The 18,997-nt window shown below is 58.8% G+C and carries 13 protein-coding genes and 1 tRNA gene; 13 read left to right on the forward strand and 1 reads right to left on the reverse strand.

The genetic code is table 11. From position 1 onward, the window contains the following. Positions 1–53: 53 nt before the first annotated feature. Both QM467_RS01435 and QM467_RS01440 read left to right on the forward strand, forming a co-directional pair. A tRNA-Val gene (locus tag QM467_RS01435) sits at positions 54–128 on the forward strand. 279 nt (positions 129–407) lie between these two features. Beyond that, complete coding sequence (locus QM467_RS01440) at positions 408–1,106, forward strand: hypothetical protein (protein WP_283364497.1); 699 nt, start codon at positions 408–410, stop codon at positions 1,104–1,106. A 36-nt stretch (positions 1,107–1,142) separates the two neighbouring features. Here QM467_RS01440 and QM467_RS01445 read toward each other — a convergent pair whose 3' ends face one another. Beyond that, positions 1,143–1,595 (reverse strand): hypothetical protein, encoded by a 453-nt coding sequence (locus QM467_RS01445; RefSeq protein ID WP_283364498.1) that lies wholly within the window; start codon positions 1,593–1,595, stop codon positions 1,143–1,145. Between the two features lie 101 nt (positions 1,596–1,696). Between QM467_RS01445 and QM467_RS01450 the strand changes: the two genes are divergently transcribed. From QM467_RS01450 to brxL, 11 genes are all read left to right on the forward strand, one after another. After that, a complete protein-coding gene (locus tag QM467_RS01450; RefSeq protein WP_283364499.1) occupies positions 1,697–2,497 on the forward strand; it encodes a hypothetical protein in 801 nt (266 codons plus the stop codon). 275 nt (positions 2,498–2,772) lie between these two features. After that, complete coding sequence (locus QM467_RS01455; protein WP_283364500.1) at positions 2,773–3,000, forward strand: hypothetical protein; 228 nt, start codon at positions 2,773–2,775, stop codon at positions 2,998–3,000. A gap of 47 nt (positions 3,001–3,047) precedes the next feature. After that, entirely contained in the window at positions 3,048–3,572 is a 525-nt protein-coding gene (locus tag QM467_RS01460; RefSeq protein WP_283364501.1) for a BrxE family protein, read from the forward strand. Then, entirely contained in the window at positions 3,569–4,357 is a 789-nt protein-coding gene (locus QM467_RS01465) for a BrxA family protein (protein WP_283364502.1), read from the forward strand. The genes QM467_RS01460 and QM467_RS01465 overlap by 4 nt, the downstream gene beginning before the upstream one ends. Next, complete coding sequence (locus QM467_RS01470) at positions 4,338–4,913, forward strand: BREX protein BrxB domain-containing protein (protein ID WP_283364503.1); 576 nt, start codon at positions 4,338–4,340, stop codon at positions 4,911–4,913. The genes QM467_RS01465 and QM467_RS01470 overlap by 20 nt, the downstream gene beginning before the upstream one ends. A 27-nt stretch (positions 4,914–4,940) precedes the next feature. Then, positions 4,941–8,588: a BREX system P-loop protein BrxC gene (gene brxC / locus QM467_RS01475; protein ID WP_283364504.1), complete on the forward strand. Its 3,648-nt coding sequence runs from the start codon at positions 4,941–4,943 to the stop codon at positions 8,586–8,588. Between the two features lie 4 nt (positions 8,589–8,592). Next, positions 8,593–10,491 (forward strand): Eco57I restriction-modification methylase domain-containing protein, encoded by a 1,899-nt coding sequence (locus QM467_RS01480; RefSeq protein WP_283364505.1) that lies wholly within the window; start codon positions 8,593–8,595, stop codon positions 10,489–10,491. Then, a complete protein-coding gene (locus tag QM467_RS01485; RefSeq protein WP_283364506.1) occupies positions 10,491–12,413 on the forward strand; it encodes a hypothetical protein in 1,923 nt (640 codons plus the stop codon). The genes QM467_RS01480 and QM467_RS01485 overlap by 1 nt, the downstream gene beginning before the upstream one ends. Next, positions 12,410–14,263 (forward strand): DUF262 domain-containing protein, encoded by a 1,854-nt coding sequence (locus QM467_RS01490; RefSeq protein ID WP_283364507.1) that lies wholly within the window; start codon positions 12,410–12,412, stop codon positions 14,261–14,263. Before QM467_RS01485 ends, QM467_RS01490 begins: the two co-directional genes overlap by 4 nt. After that, positions 14,260–16,788: a PglZ domain-containing protein gene (locus tag QM467_RS01495; protein WP_283364508.1), complete on the forward strand. Its 2,529-nt coding sequence runs from the start codon at positions 14,260–14,262 to the stop codon at positions 16,786–16,788. Before QM467_RS01490 ends, QM467_RS01495 begins: the two co-directional genes overlap by 4 nt. Then, entirely contained in the window at positions 16,778–18,901 is a 2,124-nt protein-coding gene (gene brxL / locus QM467_RS01500) for a BREX system Lon protease-like protein BrxL (RefSeq protein WP_283364509.1), read from the forward strand. Before QM467_RS01495 ends, brxL begins: the two co-directional genes overlap by 11 nt. The last annotated feature ends 96 nt before the right edge of the window (positions 18,902–18,997 follow it).

The raw sequence follows: 18,997 nt of genomic DNA on the forward strand, positions 1-18,997 counted from the left end.
GCGACGAATCGATATACACCCCGAACCTTGACGGGGCCGGTTCAACTGGCTTCGGGCGCGTAGCTCAGCGGGAGAGCACTACGTTGACATCGTAGGGGTCACAGGTTCGATCCCTGTCGCGCCCACCATTTCGAAAGCCCTGAGATTGCTGGATAAATCAGCGCTCAGGGCTTTTTGCTTTTTGGGAGCCGCGCCGGGCTGCGGCAGTAGGGCGGCAGTAATCGGCGGAAATTCGGGGAAATCACCAGCTATCAGGATAGCGCCCGTCCGGCTAAACGACTCCCTGGGACACGACCGGTCGCCAACGCCGCGGCAAACACGAAAGCCATCTTCGATCGGCTCGCCTGAACGTGGGGAAATGTTGGCAGTCCTCTGCTTCGCCGCTAGCATATTGTTGGGGGAGAATCATGACGGGCGAAGAGCTTATCGAGCAGGTTCGACTTTCGATCACGGTTGCCGGATCGAGTCCGCCGACGGATCGAGCCGTCGCAGAGCATCTTGGAATTAGCGTTGCTGGTCTAGCCATTTGGCGCGCGCGCGAAAGTGTCACTGCGCGCCACATGGCCAGACTGCTCAGATCGGTTGCAAGAGCGTCCAAGCGCCGCACCCAATCAGAGGCGATCCTTCCAGTCGTCGAATTTTTCCAGATCCAGCGAGTTATAGTGGGTAACGGTGGGACGTTTCGCATCTTCAATGCCGGGAAAGGTGACGACGAGCACCCCTACCTCTCCGGATTGAAGCGCGAGTTGGAGACACACCGAGGCGTCTATATCTTTTACGATAGCCGCGGTCGCGCCCTCTATGTGGGCAAGGCCAAGGTTCAGCATCTCTGGAAGGAGATCAATCTCGCATACAATCGGGACCGTGATCCCCGTCTACAGAGTATCCTGCGGGTGCAGCATCCGGAGCGTCGCCAAGACTTTCGCACGTCGGACGAGACGCGGCGGCAGATTCGACCCATCAACGTTCGGCTGCATGAGCTTGCGGAGTATGTCAGCGCCTATCAAGTGGCCGATGAAATGATCGGGGACATCGAATCTTTATTAATCCGAGCCTTTCCTAACGATTTACTAAACAAGAAAATCGAAAATCTTACGTGGGATTGACGATGCTCGCTCGTCGCCCGTGTGCGTGGACGAAGATCATTCTTCGCATAATTGCAGAAAGGGCCTCCGCCGATGGCAATCCTTGACCCGCGCCTGCTGCCGCTGATCGAAACTCTGACCGAGGTTGGCGCCGACTGGCTCGCGTTTGAACTCGTTGACGGCATCCGGCGAGGCGTCGAGGAGGAAGAGCCCGCAGAAATGCTGGAACTTGCTCGTGCCCGAGTGCGATCGGGGGAACCGGGCGAACGGCTGACGGCGAAGCCTGCCGAGCAGGCGAGCCCAATCCTTGGTGACGACCAAATTGTTTGGGCTGCGCAGTATGTCGCTGGCCGCTTCGACGCCGCGCTCAGGGAACTCGCCGGAGCGACTGACCTCCTCGAAGCAATAGTTGGTGAGCTGCCACCTCCGGGAGTCGACGATGAAGGGCATGTAGTCCAGGCCGGCGCGTCCGAGCCTGTTACGATCGTGATTGACGACGAAGCCGGACACTCTGTCACGCGCGATGACATTAGGGCGGCGCGCGCATCGCTGCAGAATTTGCGGCAATCGCTCGACGATTGGTCTCTCACTGCAAGGGGGCTTACTTCGGTATGATCCCGAACGTTAAGGCAGCCCTTGATACTGTTCTCGGAAGCGCAGCAACTCTTCGCAACGCTGGTGGTGCCGGCCGTGCCTTCGAGCTATTCGTGATGACGGGCATAGCCCGCGAATTGCAAGTTCGGGGGTACGACGTCTGGCTACAGCGCTCTGATGGCTCCCGCATAAGATCGAGTGATAGCGATCGCCGCTTCATTCAGCGAGGTGGCGCACCCACTGGCATTGCTGGCTCGGCCCAAGGTGCCGGGAATGCCAGCGTGATCAGCTTTCAGTGGCCCGGTCGCGTTGCCTGGGAGATATGGAATGGAGTTCAGTTCGAGGGGCGAAGCGGCGCTCGTCACGAAATAGACATTGCGATCGTGCCTGCGGGCGTCGGACAGGCGCTCAGGGCCATGACGGGCGGGGGAGTTGCGACCGGTCGCCCCCGGATTGCAATCGAATGCAAGGACGTCAAGGACCCCGGGAGTATCGACGAGATGCGCGCATTCGTTGCGCGACTTTATGACCTAACATTGCTGCAGGCTCACCATGCGTATCTGCCCTTTGGTGGGACGGCTCAGGCAATCCATCCGGGCGCGCCTTCAGGCTCCCGTCATCGTCCGGTTATCACCTACTGGATAGAGAACCGACGAACCAAGAATATTGTTGCCCGAAAAGCCGGGTTTGTACCCGGCGCCGCGGCGATGACGAGCTATCACTCAGTCGAACCGCACGCGGGAATTACGGTTGGTAGTCCCAACACCACCGCGCTTATCGGTGGGGTCGCGAGCTGGATCGTTGCGCAAGGATACTAACGGTCCAGTTAGCCGTCTCCTAATGCATTGAACACGGTATCGCTTGCATCGGCGTAGAAGTCTGCCTGGAATTTGGCGAACAATTCTCCCGGAATCGTGGCGATGTCTTTGACGCTGGCCATTGGCGAAAGAATCCGCTTGCCGCCTGCGTCGAATGCGACCTGAAGCGACTGGCTAGCTTCTCGACCCGAACCAGATTGCCGCCGAGGCTCATGCTGCCGAGGACCAGCATCTGCGGCTGAACTGGCTTCCCCAGGCCGATGGAGCACAGGGCGATGACGGTGGTGAGTTTCAAGGCCACGGGTGGCACGGTCGCAGTCGACGCCACCGTGCAGGCGACCGGCACCGTTCAGCAGCGCCAAAATGCGAAGGTGAAAATCGCGTTCTCAAGAGCCAATATACGGCACGCGAGTGATTCGGCGCAAAGCCCGGACCCCGGCGATATTGTCGCCATCTTGATTGTTCGGTTTGCGAAGACCCGTCGTCTTGTGCGGTGCCATTGAAGTTTCAGTTCGCGGTGGCCGTATCGGCCACTCCAAGAGGGAAGATGATGAACGAAAATTCCGCCGACCGGAACGCAAGCGCTCTTCTGGGGATGGTTTCGTTGAGACTGGCTGTCGGACTGCTCGGCGAGCGCGACAACGCGGGATGGTGGACTTCGGGTTTCCTTTCTCCGACGAGCACTGCGTTTCTTGTTCCGGTCTTTGGGGGCAACGTCCTTCAGGCCCGGTACCAGGGTGTACTCGAAGCCGCCAAACGCGTTCATGACGAACGAATTGGCGTCGGCCACGTTTTCCACCTGTTTCGCCTTCCTGAAAGCATGGAGCAGCGTCTGTTCGAAGCTGTTCAGTCGGGCGGCTCGGATTTGGCCAAGACGATATCGTCGTCGGATTCGGCAAAGGCGACACTAGAAAGCTTCGCGAACAAGGCGACGGCGGCGAGACCTGGGCCCGCGCTTATGGCGTCGTCCGAGACATTCGACTCGACTGCGTGGGTCAGTGAGGCTGCATCCCTATATTCCGCCGCCTTCGGCGCGGGCTTGCAATGTTTTCCTTACATTGCCGGCGCCCGATGACGGAGGCGCCTAAATACACGACGCAACTCCAGGCTGGACTCGGACTCGTGCCTGAGACCTCGAAGCTGCTTGCTGCCTGGGAACCCGGAATGAGCGGGCAGGATTTGTTCAAGTTCGCGCTGGCTTCCGGCGATTTCCCAGCCGTCACCGCTAGGCGTCTGCAAAACGTCGTGACTGAAGCATTTCGTTCACGATACCTCACAGATGGCGGAGCGCCCGCCAAGCTTTTGAAGTCGATTTCGAAAATCCTTTCCAGGGATGACTTCCGGTCGCTCTGTTTCTTGTTCACCTGCCGTGCGAACCCAATCCTCGCCGATTTCGTGCTGCAGGTTTATTGGCCCCGCTATGCAGCAGGTGGCGCCTCGGTGTCGAAGGCGGACTCCTTGCAGTTCGTCTCTTCGGCCGTGTCCGATGGACGGACGACTCGCCCCTGGTCGGAGACGACAGTCACACGCGTCGCCAGCTATCTGCTCGGCGCATGCGTGGATTTTGGTCTCCTTGGGGTCATGAAAGCCGGCGCGAGGCCGATCGTCACTTTTCGCATCACGCCGAACGTGGCATCGATCCTGGCTCACGATCTGCATTTCCGAGGGGTGGGCGACAACGCGCTCATGCAAAACCCTGACTGGGGGCTTTTCGGACTAGAAGCCGATGATGTTCTTGGCGAACTGAAGCGCCTTTCCCTGCGGGGAGAGCTGATCGTACAGTCCGCGGGCGGCGTCACCCAGGTGTCGTGGAAATACAAGTCGATGGAGGAGCTGGCAGATGGCATCGCTAAAGGCTGATTTCGACGAGCTGATTCGCCGGATCGAAACCGGCCGCGAGTTTGCGCACGCGAGTTTTGAGCCGATCTTCTATTTGGTCTTCGCTCCAAACGAGTTGCTTGAGGTGAAGCGATTGATGCCCGCGTGGACGTCCAAATTGACGAACGCCGGCTGGCAGGTCGAGACGTTCTCGATTGCCGAGGAGATCGCCGACATCCTTCAGAAGGCGCCACTTCGCAAGGTCTGGATTGAGGCAGACCGCAAGGCGCCGCTCGCATGGGAGCGAACGAATGCGGCCCTGGCGAACGCACTGACGGCGCAAGGGCGCCTCCAAGCCCGTTTGGAGGAGCGTTTGGCCGCGTTGGAAGGCAAATCGTCGACAATCATCGTTGTCACCGACCTCGAGGCACTGCATCCCTACCTGCGCATCGGCGCCATCGAGGCGCAACTGCAGGGAAAATTCCATGTGCCTACCGTGTTCCTTTATCCCGGTACCCGGACAGGGAAAACGCGGCTAAGGTTCCTTGGATTTTATCCTGAAGACGGCAATTACCGCTCCGTGCATGTCGGCGGCTAATCGATTTCACCAGCCATCAGAAGCGCCATGACCCAGATTCGCAATCTCTTCGACGCCGGCAAAGATATCCAGCGCACCATCGAGAAGGTCATCACCTATCAGGCCTCGCAAGCGCAGCGCCTGAAGGCGGAGATTTCCGAATATATCGTCACTGAGAAAATCGAAAGCCAGCTTGAGAGCCTCCTCGAAAAGATGGAGGCTGCAATGAAAGCCGCGATGGAATCCGCGACGAACTCCGATGCCAGATATGAGATTGGTATATGGGTTTCGGGCTTCTACGGTTCAGGCAAAAGCTCCTTTACCAAATACCTTGGCCTTGCCTTCGATCAACGGGTGATCATCGACGGCAAGCCCTTCTTGCATCATCTGCAGGATAGGCTTCATCGGCCTACCACCAAGGCCCTGCTCTCGAAACTGGCCGCAAGCTTTCCCGCAGCCGTCGTCATGCTCGACTTGGCCAGCGAGCAGATTGCCGGCGCCACTCTCGCCGAGGTCTCGACCGTCCTTTATTACAAGGTACTGCAATACGCGGGCTATTCGAGGAATCTGAAAGTCGCGGCACTTCAGCGACGCCTTCGTAAAGAAGGCCGGTATGCAGAATTCGAGCAGGCCTTCCAAGATGAGACGGGCCAAAAGTGGGCGGATTTCCAGAATGACGACCTGGTCGTGGATAGCGTCGTCCCCCGGCTCGCCCACAAGCTCTATCCCAATCTGTTCCGGACCGATCAAGCGTTTACGACCGCGACGGCGGACACCGTGTACCTGATGAACGACCGCGTTCAGGAGATGATCGACGTCGTACGCGAAGCCTCTGGCAAGCAACATATCATCTTCGTAGTCGACGAGATTGGCCAATATGTTGGCAGCCAGCAGGCCAAAATCCTCGATCTTCAGGGTCTCGCACAAAACCTGAAAGATTTGGGACACGGCAAAGTTTGGATTCTAGGCACTGCCCAACAAACACTGACCGAGGATGATCCTAGGGCCGCAATCAACTCGCCCGAACTGTACAAATTGAAAGATCGCTTTCCTATTCCAGTCGCGCTGGAATCTAGTGACATCAAAGAAATCTGCTTCAAGCGCCTGCTGGGCAAATCCGCGGCGGGCGCGACCGAACTCGGCGCGCTGTTCGACCGATATGGGCAGGCCTTGCGCCAGCACACCAAACTGGCCGATGCCAAATTTTACGACGCCGGCTTCGACCGCGAGACCTTCACGAACCTGTACCCGTTCCTGCCGGCCCATTTCGACATTCTGCTTCACTTGCTGGGCGCGCTCGCCAAATCGACGGGCGGCATCGGCCTGCGCTCGGCGATCAAGGTCATCCAGGACATCCTGGTCGAGGGCGCCGGTTCCTTGAAGCCTGTCGTCGATCGAGAAATCGGATGGCTTGCCACCACGGTGACCCTCTACGACGCCCTCGACAAGGACATCCGCCGCGCGTTTCCCTCCATCCATCAGGCGGTCGAGAAGGTCCTCATCCGGTTTCCCGATGACGAGCTGTGCCAAGGCGTCGGCAAGACCGTGGCCGTGCTCCAGATTCTCTCGAACTTGCCGATTTCCGTGGCAAATGTCGCGGCCCTCATGCAGCCGGCGATCGCCGCCGCATCGGTGGCCGACAAAGTCAGGGAAGCTGTCGACGCGCTCCTCAAGGACCACATTGTCCCTCTGGGCGAGAAAGAAGGCTGGCTCCGCTTTTTCAGCGAAAAGCTCAATGATGTGGAGCAGGAGCGGTCACAACTTGCGCCCCGCACTCCGGATGTCCGCCGCGTTTTCAATGAAGCCTTGAAGGCGGTGTTCGATCCGCTGCCCAGCGTGCGGCTGCATGGATCATTGTCGGTGACATCAGGCCTGAAACACCTCAGCTGCGGACAGCAGGTCTCGCTGGCCGGTGAACGCGAGACGGTCCAGACCACTTTGTCCTTCGCCGACCCGACGGATTACGAGACCGAAAAAACCAAGCTCAACAACGAGTCAATCCACAGGTCGTCGGAAAACAGCATCTACCTGCTAGCCCGCCGCTCGCCTGAAGCCGATGATCTCGTCGCCGAAATCTGCCGTTCCGAGCGGATCGTGGAATTGCACAGGAATGACCCCGACCAGGAGGTCAAGGAGTATTGCCAAAGCCAGATCGATCGGGCCACGCGCCTCGCCAACGATCTCGCCAAGAAAATCACGCGCGCGCTGACCCAGGGCTCGTTCGTGTTCCGGGGCAAGGTGACGGCGGTTGACAGCCTCGATCAGTCGTTGCCTGCCGCGTGCAAAAAGCACCTGACAGAAGCCGCCGAGCGGGTGTTCGACCGCTATGCCGAGGCGTCCGAGCGCGCCGCGACCGATCTGGCCGAAAAATTCCTGCGGGCGCCGAATTTGCGGGCGGTGACGTCGGCTCTCGATCCGCTCGGCCTCGTGCAGATGAACGGCGGATCGCCGAGCATCAAGACCGACCACAAGGGCCTCGTCAGCATCAAGGACTATGTCGAGCGCAATGGCGCCGTCGAAGGCAAGAAGCTGCTGGACGTGTTTTCCGGCGCGCCGTTCGGGTGGTCGCAGGACACCGTGCGATACATGGTCGCCGCCTTGCTCGTCGCCGGTGAGGTGAAGCTGAAAGTTTCCGGCCGCGAGGTCACGGTCACCGGTCAGCAGGCAATCGACGCCCTCAAGACCAATAACAGTTTTAAGCCAGTCGGCGTCGCCATGCGCGACGATCGGCCTTCGATGGAGGTGTTGGGCCGAGCGGCCGAACGGCTGACCGATCTCTCCGGCGAGCAGGTCGTTCCGCTCGAAGAAGACATCGGCAAGGCCGCGCAAAAACTCCTCCCTGCCTTGCAACATAAGCTCGCGCCTTTGGCGGAGCGGCTGCAATCCCTCGGGCTGCCCGGCGTCGAGACGGTGCGTTCCGCGAACCAGCAGATCGCCGATCTCCTGCTATCCGACGCGTCCGATGCGCCGCAGCGTTTTGGCGCGGAACAGTCGCAACTTTACGACGCGCTGAAATGGGCCACTTCCGCCCGACTGGCGTTCGACCAGGGCATAGCCGATACGGTCAAGGTGTTGCGCGATCTCCAGCACGGTATTGACGATTTGCCGACGACCGGCGCGCCGAAGGACCTGCGCGACGCCGCGCAGGAAGATTTGGACGCCGTGGCCGATATCCTGGCCAAGGACGATTTCTTCAAATGCAAGGCCGATCTCAACACGCGGAAAACCGCCATTGAGGCACGGGTCGCTGAAGCCGTCGCCAAGATGCGCGCGACGCAGGCCGAACGGCTTCTCGCCGCCGAATCCGAATTGGCGCTGATTCCGGAATGGGCTGAATTCACGGCGGAGGAGCAGGCTGGGACGTTGGCGAAAATCCAGACGCTCTCGGTCGAGGTCACGCCGGACATTTCCGGCGTAAAGAAACTGGTGGCGCGGCAGTTCGACATTGAAGGCACTATCGCCGACACCAAGGCCAAGGTGGTACAGGAAGGCAAGGCGCGCCGACAGCCGCCCCCGCCGCCAAAACCAGCCGCCAGCGGCCAATATGGCGGCATGCGCGAAAAAGGCTTGAAGACCGTCTCTCTACCCTCGCGCATCGGCACACCCGCTGAACTCGACGCCCTTATCCGCATCTTGTCGGACCTGCGGCGCGAACTGTCCGACACCGACATTGATCTTGTCGTGACGAGGGACTGACCCCATGGCCTTCGACGACGCAACGCGGGGTCGGCTTCAGACCTTCGTGACCAAAGCTCGCACGGTTCTCACCGATGAGTTCACCCAGCAGTTCCAGCAGGATTTTGGGCTCGATCCCAATTCGGGGACCGTGTCGCCGCTGGAAAGCCTGGCGCATCTCGACGATCAGCGGTTGGCGACCGCGCGCGTCTTGCGCGAGATTTTCGATCACTACCTGCCCAGCGCCCTGAGCGACGGACAGCAAGCGCGGAAAACCACGCTCGACCGCATGGTGCGCGAACAGGCCTTCACCACACTCAACCGCCTCGCCGCGCTGCGCATGATGGAGGCGCGCGGGCTGGTGATGGAATGCGTCGGCAAGGCTTACCAATCCAAGGCCTTCCAGCTTTACCAGCGCGTGGCGGGAATGGCGCTCGGCGAGACCGGAGACGCCTATCGCGTCTTTCTGCTCAGCATGTGCGACATCTACGGCGCGGATTTGCCGGTTCTGTTCGACCGGCATTTCCCCAATGGCCGCTTGTTCCCGCGCGAGCCCGCGCTTTTGCCGCTGCTCGATCTGATCAACGCCCCCGAGATCGCGCCGCTGTGGGCCGAAGACGAAACCATTGGCTGGATCTACCAATATTTCAACAGCAAGGACGAGCGCAAAGCGATGCGCGACGCCAGCCAAGCGCCGCGCAACAGCCGCGAGCTGGCGGTGCGCAACCAGTTCTTCACGCCGCGCTATGTGGTGGAGTTCCTTGTCGACAACTCCCTGGGGCGGCTGTGGTTCAACTGGACCGGCGGCGCCAGCGGCTTGCGCGACCGCTGCCAATATCTACTGGTGAAGCCCGACGAACAGCCGGAGCCGCTGCGCCGTCTGCGCGATCCCCGCACGATCAAATTGCTCGATCCCGCCTGCGGCTCGATGCATTTCGGCCTTTACGCCTTTGATCTGTTCCTGGACCTTTATCGCGAGGCCTGGGCGTGGGAACAGAGCCATGGCCCCGGCATCTTGGATGTCGAGACCGGTGGCGATCCCGACCTGAAACCTCTGTGCCAGACCTATGCCGACGAAGATGCTTTCTTGCGCGATGTTCCCCGACTGATCATCGAGCACAACATCTATGGTGTCGACATCGACCCGCGCGCGGCGCAGATCGCCGCGCTGGCGCTGTGGCTGCGGGCGCAACGGGCGTGGCATGACGCGGGGGTCAAGGCGCAGGAACGACCCGCCATCGGGCGCGGCCATGTCGTGGCGGCGGTGGCGCCTCCGGCCGAAATTGAATTGCGCCAGGATTTTGTGGCGGCACTCGACCCGCTGGACGCCGAACTGTTCGAACAGACCCTTGTCCTGCTCAAGGGATTGCCCGAACTCGGCGTGCTCTTGCAGGTGGAAAAGGAAGTGCCAAGGCTCGTCAAGCAGGTGTTTGGCGACCATGGCGGAATGTTCCGGCAGCAGGATGAGGTGCAATGGCGAACGGCCGAGGCGCGGCTGCAAGAGGCGCTTGCCGAATTCGCGCGCGCCGCGCGCGCGAGCTACCAGGGGCGGCTGTTTGTCGAGGATGCATTGCAGGGGCTTCGTATGATCGACACCTGCCGTGACACTTTTGATGTCGTGGTGATGAATCCTCCATTTGGTGCCGTGAGCCTAGGCGCAAAATCTATAATCTCTAAAACATATCCGGCATCTAAATCAAATATATTCTCTGTATTCGTGGAGAGATGCCTCGATGTGCTTAGGGACGGTGGTAGAATTGGGGCAATAACCTCTCGAACTGGTTTTTTTATTTCGAGCTTTGCGAGATGGAGATGCGAGGTGATTTCGGCCAGGTCAAATGTCGAGGTCTTTGCAGACCTTGGTCTCGCGGTGATGGATGATGCTATGGTCGAAGCAGCTGCTTATGTGGTTAGGAAAGTCTAATGACTGTTTTTCTAAGACTGCTAAATTTTAAAGACAAGCATGCTGCTCTTCTTAACTGTACAACAAACTACAGGCAAGGAGGGTGTGTCCGTGAAATTATGACCGTCGACACAAAAGAGTTTGATGCCATCCCGGGCTCACCTTTTTCGTATTGGGTAAGCGCAGATGTTCGCAACCTTTTTCCCGCGCTTTCGCCCCTAGAGTCAGAAGGCAGGAATGCGGCCATCGGGCTGTCAACCAAATACGATGCGCGATTTGTTCGGTGCTTTTGGGAGGTTTCCCAAGAAAAAATCGGGCTTACGAATAAATGGATACGATACGCAAATGGAAGCAAGAATGCAAAATATTACGTAGATTATAATGTAATTGTCAATGGTATTAATAATTTTGCGGAATTGAGAGAGTATATAAAATGGAAATTTCCATATTTAAATGGAAATGCAAGCTGGATATTGCATGATGAAAACAACTATGGCGTACCAGTCATAGCATGGCCACTAAGGACCGGATCGTTCAGTCCTAATATGCTTCCTGCTGGCTTCGTTTTCAGCGCGAGAACCTATGCTGCATTCGTTCCTCCGACTGAAATGGCACCACTGCAAAGTTTGTTGTCATCAAAGGCGTGCGATTTTTTAATCAAACTTTCGCTAGGCCAGTCTGAGGGACAACCTGAGTTTGTTACTAACGCTGTCAGAGTTCTGCCTATTCCGCAGTACGACACGGCCCGCTATGAACTAGAGAAATTTGCGCTTAGAGGCTGGACATTAACTCGGGAGGTTAATACCGTTGAGGAAATTTCGCATAGTTTCTTGTTGCCTGCCGCTTTACGGTCACGATTGAATTGCTATGATCCTGCCGCTATTGAAGCGGAGCTTGTGGTTATCCAAGCTGAAATCGACGAGATAGCTTATACATTGTATGGGTTTAGTGATATTGATCGCGCCGCAATCCAAGCAAGCGGCGGCTCTGCGACTGACGAAAATGCAGCGGAGGATGACGCAGGCGATGATGAAGGCGATGACGAAGACAGCGCCAATCCCATCGGTCAAACAGACGGTCTCCTCAGTTGGACTGTCGGAGTAGCCTTCGGCCGCTTCGACTGGCGCCTCGCCACCGGCGAGCGCGCCGCGCCGCCCGAGCCTGATCCCTTCGACCCGCTGCCTGCCAAAAGCCCCGGCATGTTGCCCGATGGCGACGAACCGTTCCACGCCCACACCGGCATTCTGGTGGACGACCCCGGCCACAAGCATGATCTCGCCCATCTGGTCGAGGAAGTTCTGGCCCGCGTCGATGCGCCCGCGCCCAACGACGTGCATCGCTGGCTGCAACGCGAGTTCTTTGCCTTCCATCTGCAAAATTACAGCAAGAGCCGTCGCAAGGCGCCGATCTACTGGCCGCTCTCGACGGCTTCGGGCGCCTACACGCTCTGGGTCTATTATCCAAATCTGACCAGCCAGACGCTCTACACCGCCATCAACGATTTCCTCGAAGGTCCCTCAGGCAAGTTGAAGCAGGTGGAGCAGGAGGCGGCCGCGCTGCGCGCCAAATCCGCCCGCAGCCGCGACGAAGACAAAAAGCTTGAGGCGGCCGAAAACCTCGAAGCCGAACTGATCGACCTGCGCGACACCCTGTTGCGGATCGCGCCGACCTACCATCCCAACCACGACGACGGCGTGCAGATCACCGCCGCGCCGCTGTGGCCGCTGTTCCGTCACAAGCCCTGGCAAAAGCTGCTGAAGGATACCTGGACGAAACTGGAAAAGGGCGATTACGACTGGGCGCATCTGGCTCTGGTCTACTGGCCCGATCGCGTCCGCGAAAAGTGCAAGACCGACAAGTCGCTCGCCATCGCCCACGATCTTGAAGGCCTTTATGTCGAGCCCGAACCGAATCCTGCCAAGAAACGCCGGGGGGCGAAATGAGCATTATGCAACAATCCAGCAAGGCGCAGGATAGGACGCTGGGCGTCTGGTTTCAGCAGATTCAGCAAGGGCAAATCAAATTGCCGCGCTTTCAGCGACTCGAAGCCTGGGACCGTGGGCGTGTGACCAGCTTTCTCAATACGATTATCAATAATCTGCCTGTCGGCGTCACGCTGGCTTTGGAAGTCGCTGGCAAGGAAAAGTTCATTTCGCGCTATGTCAGCACCGCGCAGCCCGCGAGCGTCGGCGCTGTGACCCAACATCTCCTCGACGGCCAACAGCGGCTGACGGCGTTCTGGCGGTCAATGCACAATAATTACGACTGGGAGACCTATTTCATCCACTTTCCCGAGTTTGATCGCACGAGAGATGTGCTGAGCGAAACGACGATTCGCTGCGAAGCACGATGGGTAAACCAGAAAACCGGATTGCGCATGCCGCGATGGGCTGAGGATTCGGCGCAATGCCTAGAACGTGGTCTGGTCCCGCTTTCGTTGCTTCGCCCCGAAGACATTTCCATCGAGATCGAAGGCTGGGTGAAAGCGGCCTGTGCGCCTTTGAAGCCAAAACCCGACGATGCCGACGCATTTGCCAAGCTGGAAGCTTTCAACGATTTCCAGGAGCGGCTCAGGTCGAAAATCGTCACGCTGCGCGAGCGGGTCAAATTCTTCAATCTGCCTTATCTGTCATTGCCTGCGGAAACCGAGAAGTCTGTCGCGCTGCAAGTGTTCATCAACATGAACACCAACAGCAAGCCTTTGGCCCTCTATGATATCATCGTTGCCGAGGTGGAGAGCGTGAATGAAGAGTCCCTTCATGACCGGGAAGCAAGCATTGATGAGAAATGTCCACATGCGTCCAGATTTGGCGATATTCGTGATCTGATTTTATCGACGTCGGCGTTGCTGCAAGACCAATCGCCCAGTCATCGCGGCATGATCGACATGGACAAGAAGATTCTGATCGACAATTGGCCGAAACTAGAACGTGGTTTGGAGCGCATGGCCGCCTTCTTGGCCGATCAGGGCATTTTCGACCAAGCGCGCCTGCCGACAAACGCCGTCCTCGCCGTGATCGCTGCGAGCTACGAGTTCATTCCTGACCATGGCGATTTTCTTGCCAAGTCGGAAAAACTGCTCCGCCGGTATCTCTGGTCGTCTTTCTTCACCGACCGCTATGAAAATGCAGCTGCGACGCGCGCTTTCGCCGATTTCAAGGCGATGAAAGCGTTGTTGCAAAATCCGCAATTCCTGGACGACGAGCTGCCGTCTGTGCCGGTGTTGAACCGCTCTGAATTCCCGCTCGCCACCGCCGACGCCCTCATGTCCGTCGGCTGGCCAAAAGCGACAGGCATCAGGGCGCGCGCCATTCTCGCGGTCTCGACCTATCTGGGCGCCTATGATTTCGCTGACAATCACGGCGCATCCTACGAGAGCGTGCAAAAACGAGAATATCACCACATTTTCCCGGATGCGCTGCTGCAGGAGGCTGGCATCGAAAGCTCGCTGGCGCTCAATTGCGCGCTGATCACTTGGAAGACCAATCGCGTAATTGGCCGGCAAGACCCACTCGTCTATCTCCAGGAGAGGATCGAATGGGCTGACGCCATAGCCATTGCGGAGCGGCTGAAATCCCACCTTATCTCCTTCAAGCTGCTGTCGGAAGCTCATTACGCGGGGCTTCACGGCGAAGCGTTGCGCGACAAGCTCGCCAAGGATTTTGACGCCTTCCTGCGCGATCGGGCCGGACGGATCATCGCCGCGATGGAATTGCTAGCGACAGGTGGCAGTCCGTCGATCGAGGCTTTGTGGTCGTCTTACGTTGTCGCCAAAGAAAGCGTGGACGCATGAGCATCGCAAATTTCATTCGCCAGGAGGTTTTTGAACCGCGTTTGAAAAAGGCTTCGGTCCTGGCTGTCTATGACCCGGATCGGCGCTACCACGACCTCTGCCAAACCCTGGCCGATCCAGACACAGCGTTGGTCGACGCCAGCGAGAGCAGCATTACGGCGCGGGAGGCGGCCATGCTGACACTCGCTCGCCTTGGCAGGCCGGATCAACCGAAAAAACTTCTAGTCTACATTCCCACCAAACCGCCCGTGACCGATGAAGAGCGGCAAAAAGACCCCTATGCCGTCTATTCCGCCTGCGGCGCGGTCTTTCCCGATGGCGACGGCGACGGTTTCATGAGCCTGTGCCTGCGCGCCAAGCCGGACCATGACGCGGAAATCCGCCGCCTGTTCGCGGAGAATCCTTCGCCCTCCTTCGCGTTGATCGACAACATCGGCGGCGGCCTGTCCTGGCCGACCTTGCGCACCGCTCTTGGCGCGGAATCCGCCCGCGAAATCCTCCTCGCGCTGCTGGTGCCCAACGCCAAGCAGACCGAATCCCTGAACGCCCACGAAAGCTGGGTTCCAGAGGCCAAGGCGCTCCTGGCGAAGGCGATGGGCCTAAAACTCATGACCAAGGGCAAGAAACATTCGTCGGTCGCCGACGAACTCTGGCGCTTTCTGCTGTTCAGCGAATTCGCCTTCGATCTGCCCGCTGGCCTGCCCCCGGCCTTGTCCAACGTCCCTAGGGCGTCCGCCGATGCGCGGCTGCTGATCGAGGACATTTGCGACACGCTGCGCGGCGCCATTGCGAGCCGAAGCGAGTACATCGCCCGCGCCGAGACGGTCGAAAGCGAACTGGAGCTTCCAAGGCTCTGCGCCGACCTCAACGACCTTGGCCTGCGCGACACCTTCCCCTTTGAAGAGCGGACTTGCCTTGCCGAGGCGGTCAAGGCTCTTTGCGCCGAAGATATCGATTGCGCCAAGCGGATCGTCGGCCGGCACGGCACATCCGTCTGGATCGGAAAGGGCGAAAATCAGGCGCAATGGGGGCTGGTCGAAACCGCGCTGCGGCTCGCCGAGGCTTGCGACGACGCCGAGCGCCACCTGGCGGAAAACGCCCGCAGCCTGGAGGCGCTGTTCGGCTTCTACATCACGGCCATGCAGGACGTGGATCGCGTGCAACGCGAGTTCGAACAGGCAGTGGGCGACTACATCCCCAGCGACAATGCGCTGACCGGCGCTGTCGACCATGCCCGCAAACGCTATGCAAAACTGGTCGAAAAGGTTCAGGCGGTTTTCACCAAACATATGGAGGCGACGGGGTGGCCGGCGCCAGGGCGCATGTCTAACGCCGAGGTGTTCGACAAGCTGGTCGAACCCGCGCTGAAGGAAAGCGGACGCCGCGTCGCCTATATCATGGTGGACGCGCTGCGCTACGAACTCGGCGTTACCCTGCACCGGCAACTTGCCGACATCGAACAGGCCGATATCCGCGCCGCCTGCGCGCTGCTGCCCACGGTGACGCCGATCGGCATGGCGTCGCTGCTGCCGGGTGCCGCCGCCGGTCTGCGTTTGGTCAAAGGCGGCGAAGGTTTCTCAGTCGCTTTAGATGGCGCCAAGCTGGCGTCGGTATCCAACCGGATGGAGGTGCTGCGCGCCCGCTATGGCGACCGATTTGCCGAGGCTCAACTCGACGCGTTTGTGAGGTCGAAAAACAAACTGGCGCCCACGGTCGAACTCCTGGTGCTGCGCAGCGTCGATATTGACGCGCACCTGGAAAACACGCCGACGGGCACACTGACCACGCTCAACCTCATCCATCAATCGCTGCGCTCGATCCGCATCGCCGTAAACAAGCTGAAGAGCGAGGGCTTTTCCGATGTGGTGATCGCCACCGACCACGGCTTCGTCCTGAACGCCCACGCCGAAGCAGGCGATCTTTGCGTCAAGCCTGCCGGCGACTGGTTGGTGGTTCACGACCGCGCACTCCTCGGCGAGGGTGAAGGCGATACGGGCAACTTCGTGTTGTCGGCCGAAAAGGCCGGCGTGCGAGGCGATTTCGGCAAACTCGGAGGACCGCGTAGCATGGCGCCCTATCGCCGAGGCCTGCTGTATTTCCACGGCGGCGCGTCGCTGCAAGAGGCTGTGGTTCCCGTCATCACGATCAAGCTCAAACAGGCTAGGCAGCCGCAGATCGCGGCAGCGAAAGTCACGCTCGCTTACAAGAACGGCGCGAAGCGGGTCACCACGCGCCTGCCAGTGGTGGATCTGTCGGTGGAGGGTGAAAACATGTTCTCGCTCGGCGAGACATTCGAAATTCTGCTCGAAGCCTATGGCAAGAAGGGCGAGATCATTGGCGAGGCGAAGCGCGGCGGCTGTGTCGACGGCGCGACGGGAACCGTAACCCTTAAACCCGGCGAGAAGGTGCAGGTCACCATCAAGATGGCGATGGAATTTGAAGGGAAGTTCACGCTGAAGGCATTGAACCCCGTGACCCTCTCGCAATATGCCGCGATCGATCTGGAGACTGACTATGCCGTCTGACTATGTCGAAGACGCCCTCGACTCCAAACTGAACCAGGCTTTCGACGGCAAAGTCGTCCGCAAGGATCTACTGCACCGGATCAAGAAGGGCACCAACGTGCCGACCTTCGTCCTGGAGTTCCTGCTTGCGCGCTATTGCGCCAGCAATGATCCGGCGGAAATCCAAGCGGGCCTGGAGGCGGTGCTTTCGACCCTGCAGGAAAATTACGTCCGCCCCGATGAAGCCAATGCGGCGCAATCCCGCGTGGCGATGAAGGGTAAACACAAGTTCATCGACAAGGTGCATGTGCGCTATGTCGAGAAGGAGAAGCGGCATTGGGCGTCGCTGGAAAACTTCGCCTCGCAGCGCATAGCCATTGGCGAGAAGTTCTATCGCGACAATGACCGCCTGCTTGAAGGCGGAATCTGGGCTGAAGTCGTCATCGCCCATAACGATGTCGACGCCGACGCCTACGCATTTTATGTCGAGGACCTGCGGCCGATCCAGCTCAGCCGCTTTGATTTCGCTGCTTACGGCGAGGCCAAGAAGGCGTTTACGCGCGACGAGTGGATCGACGTGGTGCTGCGCTCTGTCGGTTTGGAACCGGCGAAGCTGTCCAAACGGGTGAAGCTGCATTTTATCGCCAGGTTGGCGCCGCTCGTCGAACCCAACTTCAATTTCATCGAACTCGGTCCGCGCGGCACCGGAAAGTCTTATTTCTTCAGCGAGTTCTCCCCATATTCGACGCTGATCAGCGGCGGCCAGGCGACAAAATCGGTGCTGTTCTACAATAACGCTCGCCGCAAGATCGGCCTGGTCGGGTTTTGGGATACGGTCGCATTTGACGAGGTCGGGGGCATCAAGGTCAAGGACCCCGACACGATCCAGATCATGAAGGACTTCATGGCCAACGGCCGCTTTTCTCGCGGTGCCGAGGTCATCGCCGACGCCAGCTTGGCATTCGTCGGCAATATCGACATGTCCATCGAGCAGATCGTCAACTCGACCGAATACGACCTGTTTCAGCCTCTTCCCGACCAGTTCGACCTTGCGGTCATGGATCGCTTCGCCTGCTATCTCCCGGGCTGGGAGATGCCGAAGAACAGCAGCGCGTTCCTGACCGACAGGTTCGGCCTTATCACCGATTTTTTGGCGGAGGCGTTCCACTATCAGCTCAAGCACAGCAACCGTTACGAAGAGGTCGGAAAGCGGCTAAAGCTCGGCCCGGCGGTGGAGGGGCGAGATGAGAAGGGTATCAAGAAGACGCTTTGCGCCCTGCTGAAAATCCTGCATCCGGCGGATTCGCCTGATGACGCCGACTTCGACGAGTACGTTGCCTATGCCATCGAATGCCGGCGCCGCGTCAAGGAGCAGATGAATAAAAGGAAGCCTGACGACGAGTTTGCGAAGATCGGTCTGTCCTACATCGACAAGGACGGTCGGGAGATCGTCGTTCATTGCCCAGAGAGCATGAACGCCTCGGCGACGCTGGAGCCGGCGCGTCGGCGTCTAAGGATGAATGCGCAAGCTGCGGAGCCCTTGGCTCCGTCCGTCTCGCCCGTCGTCGCGGAAAAAACCACAGAGGCGGCTTCTCCCGTCGAGATCGTCGCGCCAATTCCATCGCCAGAGCCCACCGGGCCGACCGAACGCCATTACACCATAGGGTACGGCGACACCGGGCATTCCTACGACACGATTTTTGGCCCATACCTCGCGGGCGCCAAGGCGATCATCGTCGAAGATCCTTACATCCGCGCGCCGCACCAGATCGCGAATTTTGTCCGACTCTGTGAGACCGCGCTCAAGGCGTCGACCATTCAAACAATTACGTTGATAACGTCATACGACGAGAAAACAGATATGGCCGACGTCCAGGAAAAGCTGGACGAATTGAAACAAAGCCTCCTGGAATATGATGTCGCGTTGAACGTCAAGCTGAACGTCAATTTGCATGACCGTGAGGTCCGCCTCGATAATGGCTGGACCATCAAGATCGGACGTGGCCTCGATTTCTACCAAAAGCCCGATGGCTGGTTCTCAGTCGGCGCGACGGACTTGAATCTGCGGCGCTGTCTGGAGACGAAAGTCGACGTTTTCCGGGCGATATTACTGCGCAGTGACTCAAATCTATAGGGGTGATCGACGATCAGTTGGCTGCACGGCAATTATCGTCGCGGTATCTGATTTTTAAATTGCCAATTATGCAATCTGGATCAGGGAGGGTAATGA

The sequence above is a fragment of the Rhodoblastus sp. 17X3 genome (genome assembly GCF_030056575.1).
Taxonomy (GTDB): domain Bacteria; phylum Pseudomonadota; class Alphaproteobacteria; order Rhizobiales; family Beijerinckiaceae; genus Rhodoblastus.